At 64.5% G+C, this 22248-nt stretch carries 21 protein-coding genes and 1 riboswitch; of the genes, 15 read left to right on the top strand and 6 right to left on the bottom strand.

Annotation, left to right across the window (positions count from 1 at the left end; all coding sequences use genetic code 11):
- Positions 1 to 74 precede the first annotated feature (74 nt).
- Both fabI and LB552_RS10835 read left to right on the top strand, forming a co-directional pair.
- Positions 75 to 893: an enoyl-ACP reductase FabI gene (fabI, locus tag LB552_RS10840; RefSeq protein ID WP_095766743.1), complete on the top strand. Its 819-nt coding sequence runs from the start codon at positions 75 to 77 to the stop codon at positions 891 to 893.
- 55 nt (positions 894 to 948) lie between these two features.
- A complete protein-coding gene (locus tag LB552_RS10835) occupies positions 949 to 1536 on the top strand; it encodes a histidine phosphatase family protein (RefSeq protein WP_224605152.1) in 588 nt (195 codons plus the stop codon).
- Between the two features lie 234 nt (positions 1537 to 1770).
- Here LB552_RS10835 and LB552_RS10830 read toward each other — a convergent pair whose 3' ends face one another.
- On the bottom strand, positions 1771 to 2034 hold the full coding sequence (locus LB552_RS10830) for a DUF1344 domain-containing protein (protein ID WP_224516004.1): 264 nt from the start codon (positions 2032 to 2034) through the stop codon (positions 1771 to 1773).
- 206 nt (positions 2035 to 2240) lie between these two features.
- Between LB552_RS10830 and aroC the strand changes: the two genes are divergently transcribed.
- Together aroC and ribB are read left to right on the top strand one after the other, a co-directional pair.
- Complete coding sequence (gene aroC / locus LB552_RS10825) at positions 2241 to 3341, top strand: chorismate synthase (RefSeq protein ID WP_224605149.1); 1101 nt, start codon at positions 2241 to 2243, stop codon at positions 3339 to 3341.
- 100 nt (positions 3342 to 3441) lie between these two features.
- Positions 3442 to 4542, top strand: a complete 1101-nt coding sequence (ribB, locus tag LB552_RS10820) for a 3,4-dihydroxy-2-butanone-4-phosphate synthase (RefSeq protein WP_224605146.1) — start codon at positions 3442 to 3444, stop codon at positions 4540 to 4542.
- 344 nt (positions 4543 to 4886) lie between these two features.
- Here the strand turns inward: ribB and LB552_RS10815 are convergent, their stop codons facing one another.
- Positions 4887 to 6107 (bottom strand): MFS transporter, encoded by a 1221-nt coding sequence (locus tag LB552_RS10815; RefSeq protein WP_224605136.1) that lies wholly within the window; start codon positions 6105 to 6107, stop codon positions 4887 to 4889.
- A gap of 120 nt (positions 6108 to 6227) precedes the next feature.
- On the opposite strand from LB552_RS10815, the gene LB552_RS10810 reads away from it, so the two are divergent.
- The gene (locus LB552_RS10810) at positions 6228 to 6821 is read left to right on the top strand and encodes a TetR/AcrR family transcriptional regulator (protein ID WP_095766748.1); all 594 of its coding nucleotides are present in this window, start codon (positions 6228 to 6230) and stop codon (positions 6819 to 6821) included.
- A 131-nt stretch (positions 6822 to 6952) separates the two neighbouring features.
- A complete protein-coding gene (locus LB552_RS10805) occupies positions 6953 to 7936 on the top strand; it encodes a hypothetical protein (RefSeq protein WP_224605132.1) in 984 nt (327 codons plus the stop codon).
- On the opposite strand, the gene bluB is transcribed toward LB552_RS10805, so the two are convergent.
- Positions 7937 to 8668: a 5,6-dimethylbenzimidazole synthase gene (bluB, locus tag LB552_RS10800; RefSeq protein ID WP_224605130.1), complete on the bottom strand. Its 732-nt coding sequence runs from the start codon at positions 8666 to 8668 to the stop codon at positions 7937 to 7939.
- A 42-nt stretch (positions 8669 to 8710) separates the two neighbouring features.
- A riboswitch (cobalamin riboswitch) is annotated at positions 8711 to 8889 on the bottom strand.
- A gap of 115 nt (positions 8890 to 9004) precedes the next feature.
- Between bluB and LB552_RS10795 the strand changes: the two genes are divergently transcribed.
- From LB552_RS10795 to LB552_RS10770, 6 genes are all read left to right on the top strand, one after another.
- Entirely contained in the window at positions 9005 to 9931 is a 927-nt protein-coding gene (locus LB552_RS10795; protein WP_224605127.1) for a histone deacetylase family protein, read from the top strand.
- Positions 9932 to 9934: 3 nt separating this feature from the next.
- Positions 9935 to 10186 (top strand): exodeoxyribonuclease VII small subunit, encoded by a 252-nt coding sequence (locus LB552_RS10790; protein ID WP_095766752.1) that lies wholly within the window; start codon positions 9935 to 9937, stop codon positions 10184 to 10186.
- 193 nt (positions 10187 to 10379) lie between these two features.
- Positions 10380 to 10646, top strand: coding sequence for a DUF2277 domain-containing protein (locus tag LB552_RS10785; protein WP_095766753.1), 267 nt, complete (start codon positions 10380 to 10382; stop codon positions 10644 to 10646).
- A 9-nt stretch (positions 10647 to 10655) separates the two neighbouring features.
- Complete coding sequence (locus tag LB552_RS10780; protein WP_224605124.1) at positions 10656 to 11576, top strand: pirin family protein; 921 nt, start codon at positions 10656 to 10658, stop codon at positions 11574 to 11576.
- A gap of 266 nt (positions 11577 to 11842) precedes the next feature.
- Positions 11843 to 13750, top strand: a complete 1908-nt coding sequence (gene dxs / locus LB552_RS10775) for a 1-deoxy-D-xylulose-5-phosphate synthase (protein ID WP_224605121.1) — start codon at positions 11843 to 11845, stop codon at positions 13748 to 13750.
- 149 nt (positions 13751 to 13899) lie between these two features.
- Positions 13900 to 14187 carry a hypothetical protein gene (locus LB552_RS10770; RefSeq protein WP_224526386.1) on the top strand — a complete coding sequence of 96 codons (288 nt, stop codon included), beginning with the start codon at positions 13900 to 13902 and terminating at the stop codon, positions 14185 to 14187.
- Here the strand turns inward: LB552_RS10770 and LB552_RS10765 are convergent.
- Positions 14184 to 14585, bottom strand: coding sequence for a GFA family protein (locus tag LB552_RS10765; RefSeq protein WP_224605118.1), 402 nt, complete (start codon positions 14583 to 14585; stop codon positions 14184 to 14186). The genes LB552_RS10770 and LB552_RS10765 overlap by 4 nt on opposite strands.
- A 107-nt stretch (positions 14586 to 14692) precedes the next feature.
- Here LB552_RS10765 and LB552_RS10760 point away from each other — a divergent pair, with 107 nt between their 5' ends.
- The 3 genes from LB552_RS10760 (at position 14693) to LB552_RS10750 (ending at position 19707) form a co-directional block, all read left to right on the top strand.
- Positions 14693 to 15460 (top strand): TlyA family RNA methyltransferase, encoded by a 768-nt coding sequence (locus tag LB552_RS10760; protein ID WP_224605116.1) that lies wholly within the window; start codon positions 14693 to 14695, stop codon positions 15458 to 15460.
- A complete protein-coding gene (locus LB552_RS10755) occupies positions 15457 to 16698 on the top strand; it encodes a class I SAM-dependent RNA methyltransferase (protein ID WP_095766758.1) in 1242 nt (413 codons plus the stop codon). Before LB552_RS10760 ends, LB552_RS10755 begins: the two co-directional genes overlap by 4 nt.
- A gap of 168 nt (positions 16699 to 16866) precedes the next feature.
- Positions 16867 to 19707, top strand: a complete 2841-nt coding sequence (locus LB552_RS10750) for a caspase domain-containing protein (RefSeq protein WP_224605114.1) — start codon at positions 16867 to 16869, stop codon at positions 19705 to 19707.
- A 250-nt stretch (positions 19708 to 19957) separates the two neighbouring features.
- On the opposite strand, the gene LB552_RS10745 is transcribed toward LB552_RS10750, so the two are convergent.
- Positions 19958 to 20617: a transglutaminase-like cysteine peptidase gene (locus LB552_RS10745; RefSeq protein WP_176476980.1), complete on the bottom strand. Its 660-nt coding sequence runs from the start codon at positions 20615 to 20617 to the stop codon at positions 19958 to 19960.
- Between the two features lie 183 nt (positions 20618 to 20800).
- Positions 20801 to 22213, bottom strand: a complete 1413-nt coding sequence (gene tldD / locus LB552_RS10740; protein WP_224605100.1) for a metalloprotease TldD — start codon at positions 22211 to 22213, stop codon at positions 20801 to 20803.
- Positions 22214 to 22248 lie beyond the last annotated feature (35 nt).

The raw sequence follows: 22248 nt of genomic DNA, 5'->3' as shown, positions 1-22248 counted from the left end.
TGAGCGCTTGAAGGGGCTTTGTGCCTGTGCGATAGGCTCTCCACAAAGCAGATATTCTTGCGGAGAGCTTGCACATGGCGGGTGGACAGGGCCTGATGGCCGGTAAGCGGGGCCTGATCCTGGGCGTCGCCAACAATCGGTCGATCGCTTTCGGCATCGCCAAGGCTTGCGTCGATCACGGCGCCGAAATCGCTCTGACCTATCAGGGCGAGGCCTTCAGGAAGCGCGTCGAGCCGCTCGCGGCCGAACTCAACGCGCATGTCGCAGGCCATTGCGACGTCACCGACCCGGAAAGCCTCGACGCGGTCTTCGCCGACATCGCCAAGCACTGGGGCAAGCTCGACTTCCTCGTCCACGCCATCGCCTTTTCCGACAAGGACGAGCTCACCGGCCGTTATGTCGAGACGACGCGCGACAATTTCCTGCGGACCATGGACATTTCGGTCTATTCCTTCACCACCATCGCCAAGCGCGCCGAGCCGCTGATGACCGATGGCGGCTCGCTTTTGACGCTGACCTATTACGGCGCCGAGAAGGTGATGCCGCATTACAACGTCATGGGCGTCGCCAAGGCGGCGCTGGAAGCAAGCGTGCGCTACCTCGCGGTCGATCTCGGCGCCAAGAAGATCCGCGTCAACGCGATCTCCGCCGGTCCGATCAAGACGCTGGCCGCCTCCGGCATCGGTGATTTCCGCTATATCCTGAAGTGGAACGAGTACAATTCGCCGCTGAAGCAGACGGTCACCCAGGAAGAGGTCGGCGATTCCGGCGTCTATTTCCTGTCGGACCTGTCGCGCGGCGTGACCGGCGAGGTCCATCATGTCGATTCCGGCTACCATGTCGTTGGCATGAAGGCGGTCGACGCGCCGGATATCTCGACCGTCAAGGACTGATCCTTACCTTCGCCTATCCTTCGTCCCAGGCCCTGGCCCGACCTTGGAAGACCTGATGTATCCGCTCGTCTACATCGCGCGTCACGGCCAGACCGAGTGGAATGCCGAGCGCCGCCTGCAGGGCCAGGCCGACACCGACCTCAATGCATTCGGTCGCAAGCAGGCGACGCGCAATGGGGAGCGACTGGCGGAGCTCGTCAGAAATCCTGCGGATTTCGACTTTGTCGCCAGTCCGATGCGGCGCACGCGTGAGACGATGGAGCTGATGCGCGCCGCCATGGGGCTCGATCCCTCCGGCTACCGCACCGATCCACGCCTCGTGGAGCTAAGCTTCGGCGACTGGCAGGGTTTCACCTTTGCCGAACTCGAAAAGCGTGTCCCGGGTTCGACCAAAAGTCGCCGCGCAGCGAAGTGGGATTTCCAGCCGCCGGGCGAGGGCGCGGAAAGCTACGAGATGCTGCTGGAACGGGTGAAGCCATGGTTCGATGCACTCGACCGGCCCACTGTCTGCGTCACTCATGGCGGCGTCATGCGCTGCTTCTTCCGCTTCGTCACCGGCATTTCCAAACAGGAAGCCGCCAGCCTCGAAATCCCCCAGGACCGTCTGCTGCGGCTGGAAGGCCGCAGCCTGGAGTGGCTTTGAAGGTTAGCATCGTCATTCTAGGGCGAAGCAGGAGCGAAGCTCCGTCGCGGAGACCCTAGAATCCATGCCGTGACCTGGATCAAATGGTAAAAACGGTGCAGAAGAGAACTCGTTCTGCACCGCTGCAAAGCGTCGACGTAACGGAATGGATTCTAGGGTCTGCGCGCGTCGCTACGCTCCTTGCTTCGCCCTAGAATGACGAAACACGGACGCTCCAGCCTCTAACTCGAAAGATTAGTTCTGGTCGCTGTCGGGCAACTGCATATCCGTCACGACATTCTCGCCATTGGTCACGTCATAGGCGATGACGATGTCCATGCCGGGCTTCAGCGAGTCGAGATCGGTCTCGGCGTTGAGCTTGTAGGCCTTGCCGTCGTCAAGTGTCAGCGTCAGCGTGTCCTTGTCGACCTTCTTGATCAGGCCTTCGGTCTGGCCGGCGAACGCGGCGGCGGTGGAAATCAGCAACATGGCGCAGGCTGCGCCAATCAGGGTACGCATCGTCGTCCTCTTTAGGTCAGTGCGCCAGCTTGTCAGCGGCGGGTCCTCAACGGCGGATGGGAAGAGAGCAGAAACCAACCGAATGTGTCAAAACTAAATCCGCCACATCACAGTTTGATGCAGCCGATCACCGTTTGACCACTGTGGAAAACGCCAATAGAACGCAGCCTTAACCGGGTTCCCTCACCGGGCAGGGCGTATTTCCCATGTCGCACAACACATTCGGCCATCTCTTCCGCGTCACCACCTGGGGTGAAAGCCATGGCGCCGCGCTCGGCTGCGTTGTCGACGGCTGCCCGCCCGGCATCCGCTTCAAGCGCGAGGACATCCAGGCCGAGCTCGACCGCCGCCGCCCCGGCCAGTCGCGCTTCGTCACCCAGCGCCGCGAGCCGGACGAGGTCAAGATCCTGTCCGGCTTCATACTCGACGAGGACGGCGAGACGATGATCACCACCGGCACGCCTGTGTCGATGCTGATCGAGAATGTCGACCAGCGCTCCAAGGACTATGGCGAGATCGCCCGCCAGTATCGGCCGGGCCATGCCGACTACACCTACGACGTCAAATACGGCCTGCGCGATCACCGCGGCGGCGGCCGCTCCTCGGCGCGTGAGACGGCAGCGCGGGTGGCGGCGGGCGCCCTGGCGCGCAGGATAGTGCCCGGCATGGTGGTGCGCGGCGCGCTGGTCTCGATGGGCGAGAAATCCATCGATCGCGCCAACTGGAACTGGAATTTCGTCGGCGACGCCGAGAACCCGTTCTTCACTCCGGATCCGGCCTCGGTCCCGGTCTTCACCGCCTATCTCGACGGCATCCGCAAGGCCGGCTCCTCGGTCGGCGCGGTGATCGAGATCGTTGCCGACGGCGTGCCGGCCGGCCTCGGCGCGCCGATCTACGCCAAGCTCGACCAGGACATCGCGTCCGGCCTGATGTCGATCAACGCCGTCAAGGGCGTCGAGATCGGCAATGGTTTCGAGGCCGCCCGCATCACCGGCGAACAGAATGCCGACGAGATGCGCATGGGCAATGACGGCAAGCCGGTGTTTCTGTCCAACAATGCCGGCGGCATACTGGGCGGCATTTCGACCGGCCAGGCGATCGTTGCCCGCTTCGCCGTCAAGCCGACCTCCTCGATCCTGACCCCGCGCCAGTCGATCGACAAGGATGGCAAGGATGTCGAGGTGATGACCAAGGGCCGCCACGACCCGTGCGTCGGCATCCGCGCCGTGCCGATCGGCGAAGCCATGGTTGCCTGCGCGATCGCGGATCATTATCTGCGGCACAGAGGACAGACAGGGAGGGAGTAGGGGAGTAGGGCAGTAGACCGCCCGACACAGCCGTTTTCTTTCTTCTACTGCCTACTGCCTACTGCCTACTGCCTAATTCCTGCGAGCGAAGCGAGCGCCGATGCCTTACGACCAGAAGAAGATCGTCGAAGCGATCCGTGCCTTCGAGCGCGGCGAGATCGTCGTCGTCATGGACGATGACGGGCGCGAGAACGAGGGCGACCTGATCGTTGCCGCCGTCCATTGCACGCCGGAGAAGATGGCCTTCATCGTCCGCAACACCTCCGGCATCGTCTGCACGCCGATGCTGCGCGAGGACGCGAGGCGGCTGAACCTCGCGCCGATGGTGGCGGACAATGATTCCGCCCACACCACCGCCTTCACCGTCAGCGTCGATTTCAAGCACGGCACGACAACCGGCATTTCCGCCGACGACCGCACGCTCACCGTGCGCAACCTTGCCAACGGCAATGTCGGCCCATCGGATTTCGTGCGCCCCGGCCACATCTTCCCGCTGATCGCGCGCGAAGGCGGCGTCTTGATGCGCTCCGGCCATACGGAGGCCGCAGTCGATCTCTGCAAGCTCGCCGGCCTGCCGCCGGTCGGCGTCATTTCCGAACTGGTCAATGACGACGGCACGGTCAAGCGCGGGCCGCAAGTCCAGGCCTTCGCCGAGGAACATGGGCTGAAGCAGGTCTCGGTCGCCGACCTCATCGCCTATCGCCAGCGCAAGGAGACGCTGGTCGAACGCGTCGCCTGCTCCGACATCGACACGCCCGGCGGCAAGGCGCAGGCCTTCACCTACACGCTGCCTTGGGATTCCATGCACCATCTCGCGGTCGTCTTCGGCGACATCCGCGATGGCGAGGAGGTGCCGGTACGGCTGCATTCGGAAGATGTCGTCACCGACGTCTTCGGTACCAGCCATCGCCTCGACGGCATCATGAAGGCGATGGGCGAGCGCAGGCGCGGTGTCATCGTCTATCTGCGTGAAGGCTCGGTCGGCGTCGCCCATCAGGAGCGCAAGCGGCCCGCGAGCGGCGACCGCGAGGACCACGAGGAAGCCCGCCGCCGCGAGAACGAATGGCGCGAGATCGGCCTTGGCGCCCAGATTCTCAGGGACCTGGGCATCTCCTCGATCAACCTGATCGCCTCGCGCGAGCGCCACTATGTCGGTCTTGAAGGATTTGGCATCCATATCGCCAAGACCGAGATTCTGTAGTCTGTCGGAGGGTTGACGAACCGGAGGCCGTACGGCAGCCCGCCGGCCTTGCTGACGGACCGGAGTCTCCGTGACGGAGGCGATTGGCCGGAGCTCCGGAACTTCGTCATCCACGGGCGAAGCAAGGAGCGAAGCGACGCGCGCAGACCCGAGGATCCATTCCGTGACCTCGAAGCGCCGCGACGGTTCAGAATTCTGCTCCGCTGCGCTCTATGATCAAGGTCACGGAATGGATCCTCGGGTCTGCGCTCCGCTTCGCGTCGCTCCGCCCGTGGATGACGAAGTCGCGGAGGCTCCGGCCAACCGCCAACGTCCGCGATAATGATCGGACGGCCGAATAACCGTCACTCCGCCGCGACGACCGCCTCGCCCCTATCCGCCTCGCAATCGTCCGTCGCCAGCCGGCATTGGCCGGCGAGCACGGTGGCCAGCGCGATGGCGCCGGCCGCGACCGAAACCCAGAACCCGTTCTGCGGGCCGAAAGTGTCGACCATCCAGCCGGCGGCGAAGGAACCCAGCGCCATGCCGATGCCGATGCCGGTCGTCACCCAGGTGACGCCTTCGGTCAGCATCGCCGGCGGCACGTGGCGCTCGATCAGGCCGAAGGCGGTGATGAAGGTCGGCGAGATCGCGACGCCGCTGACGAACACCGCCAGCGCCAGAGTCGGCACCGTGTCAACGAAGAGGAGCGGCAAGGTGGTGAGCGCGATCACGGTGACCGCGACCGCCAATTGCCGCTGCAGCGGCGCCTTGAGGCTGAGCGCGCCGACGATGATGCCCAGCACGAAGGATCCCAGCGCATAGACGCCGATGACGAGGCTCGCCGCCTCAGGTTGGCCAAGCTCTTTGGTGATCGCCACCGTCGTCACTTCCGTCGTGGCGAAGGTCGCGCCGACGAAGATCAGTGCGAAGGTGATGATCTGCACCGGCCGCAGCCGGATCGCCGAGCCGGCCGCGCCATGTTCGGCCGGGCGGACCGGCGGCTCGGACGAGCGCTGCAGCAGGAATGCCGCCGAGCCGAGCGCAAGCAGCAATGTGCTGACCACCATGCCGGCTTCCGGGAACAGCGCGGCGCTCAAGCCCACCGACAGCGAGGCGCCGGCGACATAGACCAGTTCGTCGGCGGCCGATTCGAAGGCGAACGCCGTGTTGAGCTCCGGCCGGTCGCGGAAGATCTCGGTCCAGCGCGCCCGGACCAGCGCCGGGATGCTGGGCATGGCGGCGGCAAGTAGCGCCGAGCTGAACAACGTCCAGATAGGCCAGTGCTGGTTGGCCGCGACGATCAATGTCGCGAAGGAAAGCACCGAGACGAGCGTCATGGGTGCTGCGATCGCCGTCTGGCCACGTCGGTCCACCAGCCGCGACACTTGCGGCGACAGGAAAGCATTGACCAGCGCATAGGTCGCCGAGACGGCGCCGGCCAGCCAGTATTCGCCATGTGTCTGCGACAGCATCGCCACGATGCCGATCGGGGCCATGGCGATCGGCAAGCGCGCGATGAAAGCCGCCGCGGCGAAGCCTTTCGTGCCGGGAGCCCGAAAGATGTCCGAATAAGGATTTCGCATGATCCTGCTCCTCGACAACGGTGCATACTAAAATTACATACGCTGCGTATGACTGTGAAATAGTTCATACGCCACGTATGTCAATTGGCATACGAGGCGTATGTGAGTAGGGCCAGAACCATGCACAGACCGCGCAAGGAGATGATCGCCGAGACGCGCGCCAAGCTGATCGCAGCCGCTCGCCATGCTTTCGGCACGATCGGCTATGCCGAGGCCTCGATGGACGATTTCACCGCGTCGGCCGGCCTCACGCGCGGCGCGCTCTACCATCATTTCGGCGACAAGAAGGGGCTGCTGCAGGCGGTGATCGCCGAGATCGACGGCGAAATGGCTGTGCGGGTGAACGAGGTGGCTTCGAAAGCGCCGACCCGCTGGCAGCATTTCGTCGACGAATGCACCACCTATATCGAGATGGCGCTGGAGCCGGAAATCCAGCGCATCATGTTCCGCGACGGCCCGGCGGTGCTCGGCGACCCGGCGCAGTGGCCGAATGCCAGCGCCTGCACCGCCTCGATGACCAACCATCTGACCAGGCTGCAGGAAGAGGGCGAGGTCGTTCCGGAGCTTGATCCCGAGACGACCTCACGGCTGATCAATGGCGCCAGCAGCCAGGCCGCGCAGCGCATCGCCAATTCGACGGACCCCGAGGCGACCTCGAAAAAAGCGATCACGGCCTTCAAGCAGTTGCTCGAAGGCTTGCGAAAGAAGCCTTGACGGCACGCTCGGGTAATCAAGCCACCGGCTTATGCACCGGTTTCGGGCCGGCGCAACCCTGCCGCGATTGACAATCGCCGGGGCGAGCGCATCCTCCACCGCCAACTCTGAAGGTGAGGGGAGTCGGGGCCATGTGGGACTTCAGCATCGCCAGATCCGTGTCGATCATGATGCGGACATGGCCGTTCATCGTCTTTCGCATGATCGTCTATTTTGGCATCACGGTCGCCTACATCATGGCGACCGGTACGGGCGCCAGCGTCGGCTACGGCGTCGGCCACATCTCCACCGATCCCGACGGCCCGATGTCCTTCGCGCTGTGGGGTGGCGTGGTCGGCTTCGGCGTTGTCTCGATCGCCGTCTACTGGATACGCGAATACATCCTCTATGTGTTGAAAGCGGGCCATATCGCCGTCATGGTGCATCTGATCGACGGCCAAGATGTCCCCGACGGCCAGGGCCAGATCGCCTACGCGAAGGAAGTGGTCACCCAGCGTTTTGCCGAGGCCAACATCCTTTTCGTCGTCGACCAGCTGGTCAAGGGCGCCATCCGAGCCATCACCGGCCTGATCGGCGGCATCGCCGCCTTCCTGCCCATTCCGGGCCTGAGCGGCATCGTCAGCTTCATCAACACGGTGATCCGCCTGTCGCTGACCTATGTCGACGAGATCATCCTCGGCTACAACATCCGCATCAATTCGAGCTCGCCTTTCGAGACGGCAAGGCAAGGCGTCGTGCTCTACGCGCAGAACGGCAGGCACATGGTCAAGAACGCCGTCTGGTTGGCGGCGATCATGTGGGGCGTGTCCTTCGTCATCTTCCTGTTGATGCTGGCGCCCGCGGCCGCCATTCTGTGGGTCATGCCGGGCCAGCTTGCCGGCTGGGCCTTCGTGCTGGCCATCGTCTTCGCCTGGGCCTTCAAGGCAGCCTTCATCGAGCCCTTCGCCATCGCCTCGCTGATGCAGGTCTATTTCGAAGCCATCGAAGGCCAGGCGCCCAATCCCGAATGGGACCGCCGGCTCGCCGAGACCTCGTCCAAATTCAGGGAACTGCGCGACAAGGCGCTGGGCTCTTTCGGCGGCGGCTCGCGCTGGGATACGCCGAGGGCCGCCTGATCACGGCTTTGATGCGCTGCCGAGCTTTGCGATTGCCGATTTAAGCGGCGCCTCGCCGGCGCCGCGAAACGTCTCGCTCATGACCAGTTCGGGCAGCGGCAGGCGCTTGCCCCAGCCATGCGCCTCGAGGTCCGGCTTCGGCGCGAAGGCCGAGACGCGGCCGACGCACAGATAGGCGATCGGCGTGACATGCTCCGGGATCGCGAGAAGCCGCTTCAGTGCCTCGGTCTCGATGATGCTTACCCAGCCGACGCCGACACCTTCGGCCCGTGCCGCCAGCCAGAAATTCTGCACCGCGCAGACGGTGCTGTAGAGATCCATCTCCGGATTGTGCCAACGTCCGAGCGGCGAGTCCTTCGACCGCTGCCGGTCGCAGGTGATGCACAGGTTGAGCGCGCTTTCGCAGATGCCTTCGAGCTTCAGTTTCCTGTAGAGCGCCTGCCGCTCCGCTTCGATCGCCGGCAGCTCCTGCTCGCGCGCGGCGAGGAACAGGTCGCGCACTTGTCTGCGCCGCTCGGCGTCGCGGATGACGATGAAATTCCACGGCTGCATATAGCCGACCGACGGGGCGTGATGCGCGGCGGTGATGAGCCGCGCCAGCACATTGTCATCGAGATCGTCGTGGACGAAATGGCTGCGCACGTCGCGCCTGGTGAACATGGCCCGGTAGACCGCGTCGCGCGCCAATTGGTCAAAGTCGTCGCCGCTCGCGGCGATCGCTGCTGCCGTCATCGCTTTTCCCCTTGCGACAAGCAGTCCGCCGCCTGACCAAGCGGAAAACCATGTCTGCCGGGCCGGTCTTCTGGCTCGGGATCGTCCCGCATCCGGCGCCTTCCCGTCTTCGACAGTGGCGTTTGCCGGCGCGGTCCCCCTTACAGTGTTGGGCACGCCACGGAGTTCAACCGTGTTCCCGATTCTCCCGCGTCGCGGGCACCTGGCAGCGATGCGACCTTACAGCGAAGCTTGGGCCGCGCCAATGGCGTTAGCGACACGGCAAGACGCGATTTCCCCAGCCATTCGGCCTGCCAAACATGGTCATTCGGCCGCCAGGTCCCTAGATTAGGCGCCATGGCCACCCGTCTCTATACGCACCCGATCTTCCTCGAACACCTCACGCCGCCCGGCCATCCCGAGCGGCCCGACCGCCTGCGTGCCATCGAGCGCGTGCTCGACGACGAGGCGTTTTCGGCGCTCGACCGCGTCAAGGCGCCGGAAGGCGACGAGAAAACGATCTTCTATGCGCACCCGGAGGATTTCGTCGAGCGCGTGCGCGGGGCGATCCCTGAGAGCGGGATCGTGTCGATCGACGCCGACACCAGCGCCAGCCCGAAAAGCTGGCAGGCCGTGATCACCGCGATCGGCGGTGCCAACGCGGCGGTAGACGACGTCTTCGAGGGCCGTGCGGCAAACGTCTTCGTCGCCGCCCGTCCGCCCGGCCATCATGCCGAAAAGACTACGGCGATGGGCTTTTGCCTGTTCAACACGGCGGCGATCGCCGCCCGTTACGCGCAGAAGAAGCACCAGGCCGAGCGTGTCGCCATCGTCGACTGGGACGTTCATCACGGCAATGGCACGCAGGACATCTTCTGGGACGACCCATCGGTGCTCTATTGCTCGACGCACCAGATGCCGCTTTACCCGGGCACCGGCGCGAAGAACGAGACCGGCGCCGGCAACATCGTCAACGCGCCGCTGGCGCCGCAGACGGGGAGCGATCTCTTCCGCGACGCCTTCCTGTCGCGCGTGCTGCCCTCGATCGACGCGTTCGCGCCAGACCTGATCATCATTTCCGCGGGCTTCGATGCGCACCATCGCGACCCGTTGGCCGAGATCAACCTGACCGAGGACGATTTCGATTGGGCGACCGGCCAGTTGATGGAGCGCGCCGGGCGCCATAGCTCCAACAGGCTCGTCAGCCTGTTGGAAGGCGGCTACGATCTGCAGGGACTGGCATTTTCAGTCGCCGCCCATGTCGGGCGGCTGATGAAGGGATAGAGTATGGCATTGGAAGGCAATGAGGACGTCAAGGCGATGAGCTTCGAACAGGCGCTCGACGCGTTGGAGAAGATCGTCGATGATCTTGAGCGCGGCGACGTCCCGCTCGACCAGTCGATCAAGATCTATGAGCGCGGCGAGGCGCTGAAGGCGCATTGCGACCGGCTGCTGAAAGCGGCCGAGGACAAGGTCGAGAAGATCAGGCTGTCGCGCGACGGCAAGCCGGTGGGAACTGAACCGCTGGACGCCGACTGAGGTGTTGATATTCAGGTGAGGCCGGCCTGCAAATGGCAACTTCCTGCGCTTCCGGTGCTCACGTACTTCAAGTACGCTCCGCTCCGGTTCTCGGAAACCACCATTTTCGGCTCGGCCTGACCTGAATCTCAACACCTCAGCGGATGATCTCAGACCGGGTAAGGGCAGAGAAAGCAGGTAAGGAGTTCAAGCCATGTGCCGCAACATCAAGACCTTGGCCAATTTCGAGCCGCCGGCGACCAATGACGAAGTGCATGACGCAGCGCTGCAATTCGTGCGCAAGCTTAGCGGCTCGACCAAGCCGTCCAAGCGCAACGAGCATGCCTTCTACCATGCCGTCGAGGCGATCGCGGCTGTCGCGCGCGAATTGATCGATTCGCTCGAAACCAATCAGGAACCGCGCAACCGCGAGGAAGAAGCTGCCAAGGCGAAGGCCAGGTCGGCGCTGCGTTTCGCCTGAGGATCCGACATGAGCTTCTTTCCGGGAAACGATCCCGAACCCGGCGATGCCTTCGCCTGCGACCAGATCGAGCTGATGGTCGTTCCGAACGCCAAGGACATTGGCGGCTTCGAGGTGCGCCGCGCTTTGCCGACGGCAAAGCGCCGCCTGGTCGGGCCGTTCATCTTCTTCGACCGCATGGGCCCTGCGGTCCTGCGCGCCGGTCATGCGCTCGACGTGCGCCCGCATCCGCATATCGGGCTTTCCACCGTCACCTACCTGTTCGACGGCAGGATCAGGCATCGGGACTCGCTCGGCACCGAAATGGTGATCGCGCCGGGCGACGTGAATCTGATGACAGCCGGGCGCGGCATCGTTCATTCAGAGCGCACGCCACAGGAATTGCGCGGCGCGCCGATGTCGGTCTCCGGCCTGCAGACCTGGCTGGCGCTGCCCGACGGCAAGGAGGAGATTGCCCCGGTGTTCGCGAACACGTCGGTGGCCCGCTTGCCGCAGATCGATGCCGAGGGTGTCAGCGGCCGCGTCGTCATTGGCGCGTTCTCAGGCCTGCGCTCGCCCGTGGCGACCGCTTCCGACACGCTCTACGCCGATCTCAGGCTGGCCGCCGGTGCCAGCGTGAAGATTCCGGCCGATGCCGAGGAGCGCGCCATCTACACGCTGGAGGGCGATGTCTCGATCGCCGGCGATGTTTTCCCGGCCGAGCGGCTCCTGGTGTTCAAGCCGGGCGAGGAGATCGTGGTCTCTTCCGAGCGCGGTGCGCATTTCATACTGTTCGGCGGCGCTTCGCTGGGCTCCAAGCGCTACATCTGGTGGAATTTCGTCTCGTCCTCCAAGGAACGCATCGAGCAGGCCAAGCAGGAATGGAAGACGGGCCGCTTCGATATCGTTCCCGGCGATGAGGAAGAGTTTATTCCGCTGCCCGAGAACTAAGGTGTGTTGATATTCAGGTGAGGCCGGCCTGCAAATGCCGGTTTCCTGCGCTTCCGGTGCTCACGTACTTTGAGTACGCTCCGCTCCGGTTCTCGGAATCCATCATTTTCGGCGCGGCCTAACCTGAATCTCAATACACCTTGCAGCGTAGCACGCGTCACTGGCGCGCATTTACATTCGCCCGCCGGCGGACTATTCCCGCGCATGATTATGGCGCAATCTGCTGATAGCGCCGTGTTCGATCGATTGACGCAGGACGCGCCCGAGTGAAGCCAGACACGCCGCTGCTCGACAAGGTCCGCATTCCGGCGGATTTGCGGACGCTTGATGAGAGCGCGCTGCCGCAGCTTGCCGCGGAACTCCGCGCCGAGCTCATCGACGCCGTGTCGCAGACCGGCGGCCATCTCGGCGCCGGCCTCGGCGTCGTCGAACTGACGGTTGCGCTTCATTACGTCTTCAACACGCCGCAGGATCGGCTGATCTGGGACGTCGGCCACCAGGCCTATCCGCACAAGATCCTGACTGGCCGCCGCGACCGCATCCGCACGCTGCGCCAGGAAGGCGGCCTTTCCGGTTTCACCCGGCGCGCGGAGAGCGAATACGACCCGTTCGGCGCCGCGCATTCCTCGACCTCGATTTCGGCCGGTCTCGGCATGGCTATGGCGCGCGACCTGTCGGGCGGCCGCAACAATGTCATTTCCGTCATCGGCGACGGCTCGATGTCGGCCGGCATGGCCTTCGAGGCGCTGAACAATGCCGGCGCGCTCGACGCCCGGCTGATTGTCATCCTCAACGACAACGACATGTCGATCGCGCCGCCGACCGGCGCCATGAGCGCCTATTTGGCCAGGCTCGCTTCCGGCAAGGCCTATCTGGGGTTACGCGATTTCGGCAAGAAGCTGACATCCTACCTGGGCAAGCGCGCCGACCGCGCCATCACCCGTGCGGTCGAGCATGCGCGTGGTTACGTCACCGGCGGCACCTTGTTCGAGGAGCTCGGCTTCTATCACATCGGTCCGATCGACGGGCACAATCTCGAACATCTGATTCCGGTGCTGAAGAACGTCCGCGACAATGGCAAAGGCCCGGTGCTGATCCATGTCGTGACCCAGAAGGGCAAGGGCTACGCGCCGGCGGAAGCCGCAGCCGACAAATATCACGGCGTCAACAAGTTCGACGTCATCACCGGTGCGCAGGCCAAGGCGCCGGCCAACGCGCCCGCCTACACCAAGGTCTTCGCCGAGAGCCTGATCCAGGAAGCGCGCGAGGACGACCGCATCGTCGCCATCACCGCCGCCATGCCGAGCGGCACCGGCCTCGATCTCTTCGGCGAGGTGTTTCCGAAGCGAACCTTCGATGTCGGCATTGCCGAGCAGCATGCGGTGACCTTCGCCGCGGGGCTCGCCACCGAAGGCTACAAGCCTTTTGCCGCCATCTATTCTACCTTCCTGCAACGCGCCTACGACCAGGTCGTCCATGATGTGGCGATCCAGAAACTGCCGGTGCGCTTTCCCATCGACCGCGCCGGTTTCGTCGGCGCCGACGGCGCCACCCACTGCGGCGCTTTCGATACGACCTTCCTGACCACGCTGCCGGGCTTCGTCGTCATGGCCGCCGCCGATGAGGCGGAGCTTCGCCATATGGTGCGCACCGCGGCTGCCTATGATGACGGTCCGATCGCCTTCCGCTATCCGCGCGGCAACGGCGTCGGCGTCGACATGCCGGAGCGCGGCTCGCTGCTGGAGATCGGCAGGGGCCGCATCCTCAAGGAAGGGACCAAGGTCGCGCTGCTTTCCTTCGGCACGCGGCTGCAGGATTGCCTGTTGGCGGCCGAGGAACTTGGCGCTGCGGGCCTTTCCACCACGGTTGCCGACGCCCGCTTCGCCAAGCCGCTGGACGAGGATCTCATCCGGCGGCTCGCCCGTTCGCATGAGGTGCTGGTGACTGTCGAAGAGGGCGCCATCGGCGGCTTCGCCAGCCAGGTGCTGCACTTCCTTGCCCATGAAGGCCTTCTCGAAAGCGGCCTCAAGGTGCGGCCGCTGGTGCTGCCGGACGCGTTCACCGACCATGCCAAGCCGGAGAAGATGTATGCCGATGCCGGGCTGGATTCGGCAGGCATCGTGCGCACGGTCTTCGCCGCGCTCGGTCGCGGCGTGCAGGCGCAGCGCGCCTGAATCAGAGCTTCAAGCGGTGAATCGGTTTGCCGGGTGCCAGATGTAAGTATCTGTTAACGCTCCCGTTTGGCGGTTCGCTTACCCTGTCTCTTGGCCGATTTTCAACGGCGCCCTGCTAGAAGCTCGGGCCAGGCAGGGAGACAACCAAAATGAAAACACTTCTGTGCGGAGTGGCCCTTTTGGCGGCCGTGACGGCCCCGACGGCAGCCGAGACGCGTTACGACCGCAATCTCGAAAAGGCGGTGCTGGATATCGTTGCCGGCAAGATGGGCAACATCCGTGGCGGCTTTTCCTATAAGCAGGTTCCTCAACTCGTCGTGCTGCCGGATGCAGGTCTCGTCGCGCCCACTCCGGTTGAGCCGCCGCGCAAGCAAGCCTCCGGCAATGACGGCCTGATGCCCGCCGTCGAGCGCCAGGTGTCGCGCACCATTTTTTAGAACCACATATCGCGCACGCAGCGGCCGTCGCGCGGCAGGTCGTCAAAAGTGTCGAGGCCGTCGAAATGGTCGATCGGCAGGTCGGCGACCTCCTCGGGCGGCGCAAGCCTGACATTGACAGCGATACGCGTGCGGCCGCTTTCGCCGGAGCGCAGCCCACGCCAGGCGACCACGCAGGCGCAGGTCGGACAGAACAGGATTTCCAGCGCGGGCTCCGCCACCTCGGCGCGTGTGTACGATTTCAGCGGTCCGGCGACGCGGATGCGCTCGTCGGCATAGTCATAGGCCCAGAGCGCGCCGTAGCGGCGGCAAAGCGTGCAATTGCATGCGGTGATTGCGCCGGGATCGCCTTCCAGCGTCCAATGAACTCCGCCGCAATGACAGGTACCCCTCAGCATTGCCACCTCCACCGGCTGACGAACCGCCTGTTCCTCTCGGCATTCTGCAGCCTCTTGCGCCATATTCAACCATTGCGTTCGCGCCCGGCTTTCGCCAATGAAGGCCGATGAGTTCCCCTTTGCCAGCCAGCCGGCGCCAGCGGCTCGATGAATTGCTTGTCGGGCGCGGTCTGTTTGCCAGCCGCTCGCGCGCCCGCGACGCGATCGAGCGCGGCACGGTGACGGTTGACGGCGCCGTCGCCCGCAAGCCCGGCCAGCCTGTCGCGCCGGACTGCCTGATCGTCATCGATGATCCGGCGCAGGCCTATGTGTCGCGCGCGGCGCTGAAGCTGATCGCCGGCCTCGACCGTTTCGGCCTCGATCCTTCCGGCAGCGAGGCGCTCGACATCGGCGCCTCGACCGGCGGCTTCACCCAGGTGCTGCTCGAGCGCGGCGCGGCCCATGTCATGGCGATCGATGTCGGTCACGGCCAGATGCATCCAGACATTGCCGGCGACCCGCGTGTGACGGTGATCGAAGGACTGAACGCGCGCGATCTGACGGCAGCCGATCTCGGCGGCCGCGTTCCCGGTTTCCTTGTCTGCGACGTCAGCTTCATCTCGCTGAAGCTGGCGCTGCCGCCGGCGCTGGAATTGGCGGGCGAGGGCGCCAAGGCAGTTCTGCTGGTCAAGCCGCAATTCGAGGCGGGCCGTGAGGCCATCGGCAAGGGCGGCCTGCTCAAGGATCCGGGCGATGCCGATCGGATTGCCGCAAATTTGCGCGACTGGCTGGCCGGCGTTCCCGGCTGGCGCGTGCTGGGACTCGAACCGTCGCCGATCGAAGGCGGCGGCGGAAACCGCGAGTTCCTGCTCGCCGCCATGAAGGACGAGCGATGAGCACACGCTTCACCATTGCAAGGCTAGGCTCGCAGGGCGACGGTATCGCCAATGCCGAAGGCGGGGAGGTCTTCATCCCGTTCACGCTGCCGGGCGAGACGGTCACGGCCGCGCGCCAGAAGGACCGCGCCGCGCTGATGTCGGTATTGGAAGCCTCGCCGCTCAGGATCGATCCCGCCTGCCGCCATTTCACCGAATGCGGCGGCTGCGCGCTGCAGCATTACGAGGCTGGAGCCTACCGGCAATGGAAGCGCGAGAGGGTCGTGCAGGCGCTGAAGCTCAAGGGCATCGCTTGCGACATCGCTGCGCTGGTGCCTTGCGCGCCGCACACCCGCCGCCGGGTCACGTTCAGTGCCAGGCGCACGGACGCCGGCATGCTGCTGGGCTTCGTGCGCGCGCTGTCTTCCGAGATTATCCCGATCGAGGAATGCCCGATCTCGCTGCCCGCGATCGTCTCGGCGCTCGACAAACTGCGCGCCCTGGCCGGCTTGGTCTGCGCCACCCCGAAGGCATTTCATATGACGGTGACCGTCACCGCTTCAGGCCTCGACGTGGCTGTGCACGATGCCGGCAAGCTTGGCGACCATCAGCGCCGTATCGCGTCCAATTTCGTCTTGGCCGAAGGCCTGGCAAGGCTTTCCGTCGACGGCGAGATCATCGTCGAGCCGAAGAAGCCGGTGGTGCAGTTCGGGCCCGTCGCGGTCGCCGTGCCGCCGGGCGCCTTCCTGCAGGCGACAGAGGCCGCCGAGCAGGTGATGGCAAGCCTCGTCGGCCAGCATCTGTCGCGCGCCAGGAAGATCGCGGACCTGTTTGCCGGCTGCGGCAGCTTCGCGCTCAGGCTCGGCGCGCAATCCGAGGTCCATGCCGTCGAGGGCGATGCGCCGGCGCTTGCCGCGCTCGACCGCGCCTTCCGCTTTGCCAGCGGCCTGAAGCGGGTGACCAGCGAACGCCGCGACCTGTTCCGCCGGCCGCTGACCTTCAAGGAGTTGAACGTCTTCGACGGGCTGGTCTTCGATCCGCCGCGCGCCGGCGCCGAGGACCAGTCGAAGCAGATCGCCCGCTCCGACGTGCCGCTGGTCGCCGCGGTGTCCTGCAATCCGGTGACGCTCGCGCGCGATCTGCGCATCCTGATCGATGGCGGCTACACGCTGAAGAGCGTCACGCCGATCGACCAGTTCCTGTGGTCGCCGCATGTCGAGGCGGTCGCGCTTTTGGAGAAGCCGAAGCGGCGGCGGTAGCTCGCGGCCGGAGGCTCGCGTGAAAACTGTGAAGCCTCTGTTCTTTCGACGAAATTGCGCCCTAAAGCCGCCTTTTTGCAGGGTCTTAATTCTGCGGTTAGGGAAACATTCCTGCCTCTCCGGCGTTGTCGCGTTGGACGAAATGGCGGACAAGGATGGCGGATTGCAATGCGCTCGCTTCGGAAAGTCATCGGCCTTGTCGTCGTTCTCATCGCGTTCGCCGTCGCGTCCACGACGGGCGCGCTCGCCCAACAGCAGAAACGTCTCGCATTCGTCATCGGCAACGCCGCCTATCCGTCGGATGCGCTGGTCACCTCCGCGAATGACGCCGGCCTGATCGCCCAGACCCTGCAGGCAGCAGGGTTCGATGTGGTCGGCGCGCGCGATGTCGACCAGGAATCGTTGCGCGGCGCGCTGCGCGATTTCCTTGGAAAGGTTTCCGCCGCCGGCCCGCACGCGACCGTTTTCGTATACCTCGCCGGCCGCGGCGTGCAGTTCGAAGGTGAGAACTATTTCTTGCCGGTCGACGCCCAGATCGCCAATCCGGCCGACGTGCCGCTGCAGGCCATGCGGCTCTCCGATATCACCAAGTCCCTGGCGGGATTGCCGGCGAAGGTCAATATCGTCGTCCTCGACGCGGCACGGCCTAGTGCTCTTCCGAAAATGAGCCAGCCGCTGGCCGGCGGTCTCGCGCTGGTCGACCCCGACCCCAACATGCTGATTGCGTTCAACGCGGCGCCCGGAACGGTTGCGCCGGAAGGCAAGGGCCCATACGGCGCCTATGCTCAGGCGCTCGCCGAGATGATGCGGGAAGGCGGCATATCGCTTGACGATGTTTTCGACCGCACGCGGCTACGCGTCAACGAGGTGACGCAAGGTGCCGAAATTCCGTGGGACGCTTCGAAGATCAGCGCGCCTTTCGTGTTCTTCGAACGCGCTCCGGACGCGCCGCCGCCGAAGGTTTCGGAGGCCGAAGAACGGGCCAACCGGACCAGGCCGATCCGCGACTTCAATGCGCATGACGCCTATGTCGCGGCACTCGACCGCGATACCATGCGCGGCTACGAGGAGTTCCTCGTTGCCTATCCGTACGATCCGATGGCCAAGCGTGTGCGGGCCATCATCGCGGCGCGGCGCGAGGCGATCACCTGGCGCGAAACATGGCTGCGGGATACGCCGGAGGCCTATTGGTCCTACCTCGAGCGTTATCCGCACGGGCTGCATGCCTGGGACGCGCGCCGCCGGCTGGAGCATTTCGACGCCGAGCTCGAACCACCGACGAGCTTCACCGTCATCGTCTACGACGTGCCACCGCCGCCGCCGGAGGAAATCATCTATGTCGACAGGCCGGTGCTCTATTTCGACGATCCCGATTTCGACTTCGAGCCGCCGCCGCCGATCGACGTGATATTCCTGCCGCCGCCGCCGCCCGATTTCGTCGTGCTGCCGCCGCCCCCGCCGCCGGTCGATGTTTACGTCCTGCCGACGCCGGTCTTCGTCCCCGTGCCGGTCTGGGTCAGGCCGCCGCGTGACATCGTGCCGCCGCCGAACGACATCATCTTCAACAACATTCACAACACGACCGTCATCAACAACATCAACAACACGACGATCAACAACGAGCCGGCCAATCAGGCCCGACAGCCAAACGCAAATGCACCCAGCGGCCTCACCACCGGGCAGAAGATGGCGGTTGGTGCGGGCGCGGCCTCGCTGGCGGCCAAGGTGGCGTTGCCGCCGTTGCTGCAGAAAAGGGCGGCGCTGTTCAAGCAAAATCAGGGCGGCCAGCCGCTGAAGCCGGGCCAGGCTGCCACGCAGGGCCAGCAGCCTGGTGAGACGCCGCAATCGCTGAAACCGGGCCAGGCTGTCACGCAGGGCCAGCAGCCGGGTGTGACGCCGCAGGCGAGGACGATGGGCAAGCTCTCGACTGATCACGCCTTGCCGGGAGCTGACGGCAGAGCGCTGCCGCTCGTCAACGGCAAGCCGGTGCTCAACGGCCAGAACGCGCCCAACAGGAGGGTGCTGGGCAAGCAAGGCCCTGTGAGCGGCAACCAGCAGGCTACCGGGAATGCCGGCGCCCCCGTCACGGGCAACGGCCAGCAGAACGGAGTTGTCGACGATCAGGGCAAGAAGGGCAAGTTCCGCAAGTTGCCGACCGTCAATGGCGCGTCGGGCGAGAACGGGCAGAACGCCCAGCAGAGGTTCGGGAAGAACAATGCGAATACGTTGTCCGGCCAGAACGAAGGCAGACCGAGGAAGCTGACACGCAAGGATCTGTCGGCAGGCCAGACAACTGTCGGCCCGAGCGATCAAGATTTGGCCAACGGAGGCGATAAGGGCAAGAAGTTCCGCAAGCTGCCGGCGGTCAACGGCGCGCCAGGCGAGAACGGGCAGAACGCTCAGCAGAGGTTCGGGAAGAACAATCCGAATGCGTTGTCCGGCCAGAACGAAGGCAGACCGAGGAAGCTGACACGCAAGGATCTGTCGGGAGGCCAGACAGCCCTCAGCCCGAGCGATCAAGGCTCGGTCAACGGAGGCGACAGCGGTAAGAAGTTCCGCAAGCTGCCGACCGTCAACGGCGCGCCGGCCGACAACCGGGCGAGCGTGCAGGAGCGGCTCAGGAGAAACAATCCGAGTGTGTTCTCCGACCAGAATCAGGGTTCGGCCAACGCAAACAGGAAGTTCCGCAGGCTGCCTAACGGCGAAGAGGGTTCCGCCGGCGCAGGCATCAACGTCCAGCGCAGCTTCAAACAGGAAAGGCCGAACGTGCAGGTGCTCAGGCCGCAAAGGCCAGAGTTCCAGGCGCAGCCAAGACCTCAGATGCAAGAGAGGCGCCTGCAGCAGTTGAGGCCTGAGCCTCAGATGCAAGAAAGACGCTTGCAGCAGCAGCCCCGGCCTCAGCCCCAGATACAGGAACGGCGCCTGCCGCAGCAGCCCAAGGAACAGCCGCCACAGGGAAACAAGAAGCCGACCTGCGGGCGTCCTGGCGAGCCGCCCTGCCAGCAGTAGGCCAGCAAGGCTTGCCCGTCGCAGGCGGCAACGCTCGTTCATGGGCCGGATTTTCCGGCCTATGAATTTGCCAGGTAGAGAATGTGACGGATCAGTCCGTCAAAGCAGACAAGACCGCTCTGGTCACGCCGGGAGCGATTGCGGGAAAAGGTGAAAGGTTCGGGCTCGGCGACTTCGCCATAGCCTTCCGTGCAGAATTGCATCCCTGGGCGAGAGAGCGGCTCGCCGTTTCCGTGAAACGCTCTGGCCCTTATGAGCTCGGAGACAGTCGTTTCGCCGTGCCGCCGCGCTGGTTGATCGACACCCAGGTGTTCGGGTTCTGCTGCGACTGGCGTTTCAGGAAATAATAGCCGGTGGCGTTCCAGGGGCGGATTTCGTCGACCAGATTGTCCAGCACAAGATCGCCCTTGTCGGTCTTCACCGTCAGAATGGTGTGGCCCTCATTGTGGAGGTCGCGCACCACCGTCATCAGCAGCGCCTGCCGGGGGAAGCCCGCTTCCAGGAGCAGCTTGCGCTTGTAGAGCGCGTAGATCTTGCAGTCGCCCTTGCCGTCCGTCGGATAGTCCCAGTGGTCCATCGTCGTGCCCCAGTGGTCATAGTTGCTGACGGGCTTGATGGAACGGTTCGCCTTCTGGTTTACCCGCTTGAGGATGCTCATTTTCTGCGCGGTCAGCCTGACGCTTGTGGCAGGCAGGGCAGGCACGTTGCATTCCTTCGGCCGGCGATGACAAAAATCGAGCCAGCCATATGGGACGCTGGTGCTGCCGCCGACTGCGGCGGCGCTCGCAGCCGTTAGATTGAACAGCGACGACTGCGCCGCTGCAGGGCCGACTTGCAGCGATGATGCGCCAACCAGGGAAACGAGGCCAATGAGGAAAGAAGAAGTCAGGACGCCAGGAGAACGCTGCATTGCCGACACCACCGCAACGAGAAGACTGGCGACAAGCTAATGCGCAAACGCCCGCCCCGCCAATTGAACAATTAATAATGTCCTAACACGATTGTGTTCACTTCAAGGTGGAGCCAGAATCAACCCGCCTGGCGCGCGGAGACTGATCCGGATGGTCGTTCGCCAGGCAGTGGACGATAGACCTCAAACCCTGGTGCCGCCCACCGTCATCTGGTTCATCCGTAGATGCGGCTGGCCGACGCCGACGGGCACGCCCTGTCCGGCCTTGCCGCACATGCCGATGCCGGTGTCGAGCTTCATGTCGTTGCCGATCATGCTGACGCGGTGCATGGCGTCCGGCCCGTTGCCGATCAGCATCGCGCCCTTGATCGGCTGCGTCACCTTGCCGTTCTCGATCATGTAGGCTTCGGTGCAGCCGAACACGAACTTGCCCGACGTGATGTCGACCTGGCCGCCGCCGAAGGAAACGGCATAGATGCCGTTCTTGACCGAGGCGATGATCTCTTCCGGTTCCATGTCGCCCGAGGTCATGTAGGTGTTGGTCATGCGCGGCATCGGCTGGTGCGCGTAGCCTTCGCGGCGGCCGTTGCCGGTCGCCTTCATGCCCATCAGCCGGGCGTTCTGGCGGTCCTGCATATAGCCGACGAGCTTGCCGTCCTCGATCAGCACGTTGCGCGCCGAGGGCGTCCCTTCATCGTCGACGGTCAGCGAGCCGCGCCACTCGGGGATGGTGCCGTCGTCGACCACGGTGACACCCTTTGCCGCCACCTGCTGGCCCATCAGGCCGGCGAAGGCCGATGTCTTCTTGCGGTTGAAGTCGCCTTCGAGCCCGTGCCCGACCGCCTCGTGCAGCATCACACCCGGCCAGCCGCTGGACAGCACGATGTCGAATGTGCCGGCGGGCGCCGGAACCGCTTCCAGATTGACCAGCGCCTGCCGCAGCGCCTCGCTGGCGGCATGCTTCCAGCTTTCCTCGCCGACGAATTCGCCAAAGCTCTTGCGGCCGCCCATGCCGTAGGAGCCGCTCTCCTGCCGGTCGCCATCGCCGACCACCACGGAAACGTTGATCCGCACCAGCGGGCGGATGTCGCGCACAATGTGGCCGTCGCCGCGCACGATCTCGACATGCTGCCACGAGGCGGCAAGCGACGCCGTCACCTGGCGCACGCGCGGATCCTTCGCGCGCAGCCAGCCGTCGATCTCCTGCAACAGCTTGGCCTTGGCCTCGAAGGAAGGCGAGGGGATAGGGTTCTCGTCGCCATAGAGATGGCGGTTGGTGCGGGCGGGCGCTCCGGCCAATGTGCCGGAATAGCCGCCTTTGACAGTCGAGACTGCGTCCGCCGCGCGCAACAGCGAGGCTTCGGAGAGATCGCTCGAATGCGCATAACCGCTGGCCTCGCCGGCGACGGCACGCAGGCCGAACCCCCGGTCGGTGTTGAAATTGGCCGTCTTCAGCCGCCCATTATCGAACATCAGCGCTTCGTTCTCGCTGTATTCGAGGAACAGCTCGCCGTCGTCGGCGCCCTTGATGGTCTCGGTGACGATCTCCTTGACGCGATCGTCTGAAATGTCGAATTGGCCGATCAGGCTGTTCATGGCAAATCCATTCATGGAAACAAATCGTTCCTCGG

The sequence above is a fragment of the Mesorhizobium sp. CA7 genome (assembly GCF_020165015.1).
In the GTDB taxonomy this organism is placed as follows: Bacteria; Pseudomonadota; Alphaproteobacteria; order Rhizobiales; family Rhizobiaceae; genus Mesorhizobium.
This window is presented reverse-complemented; position numbering and strand designations above follow the sequence as displayed.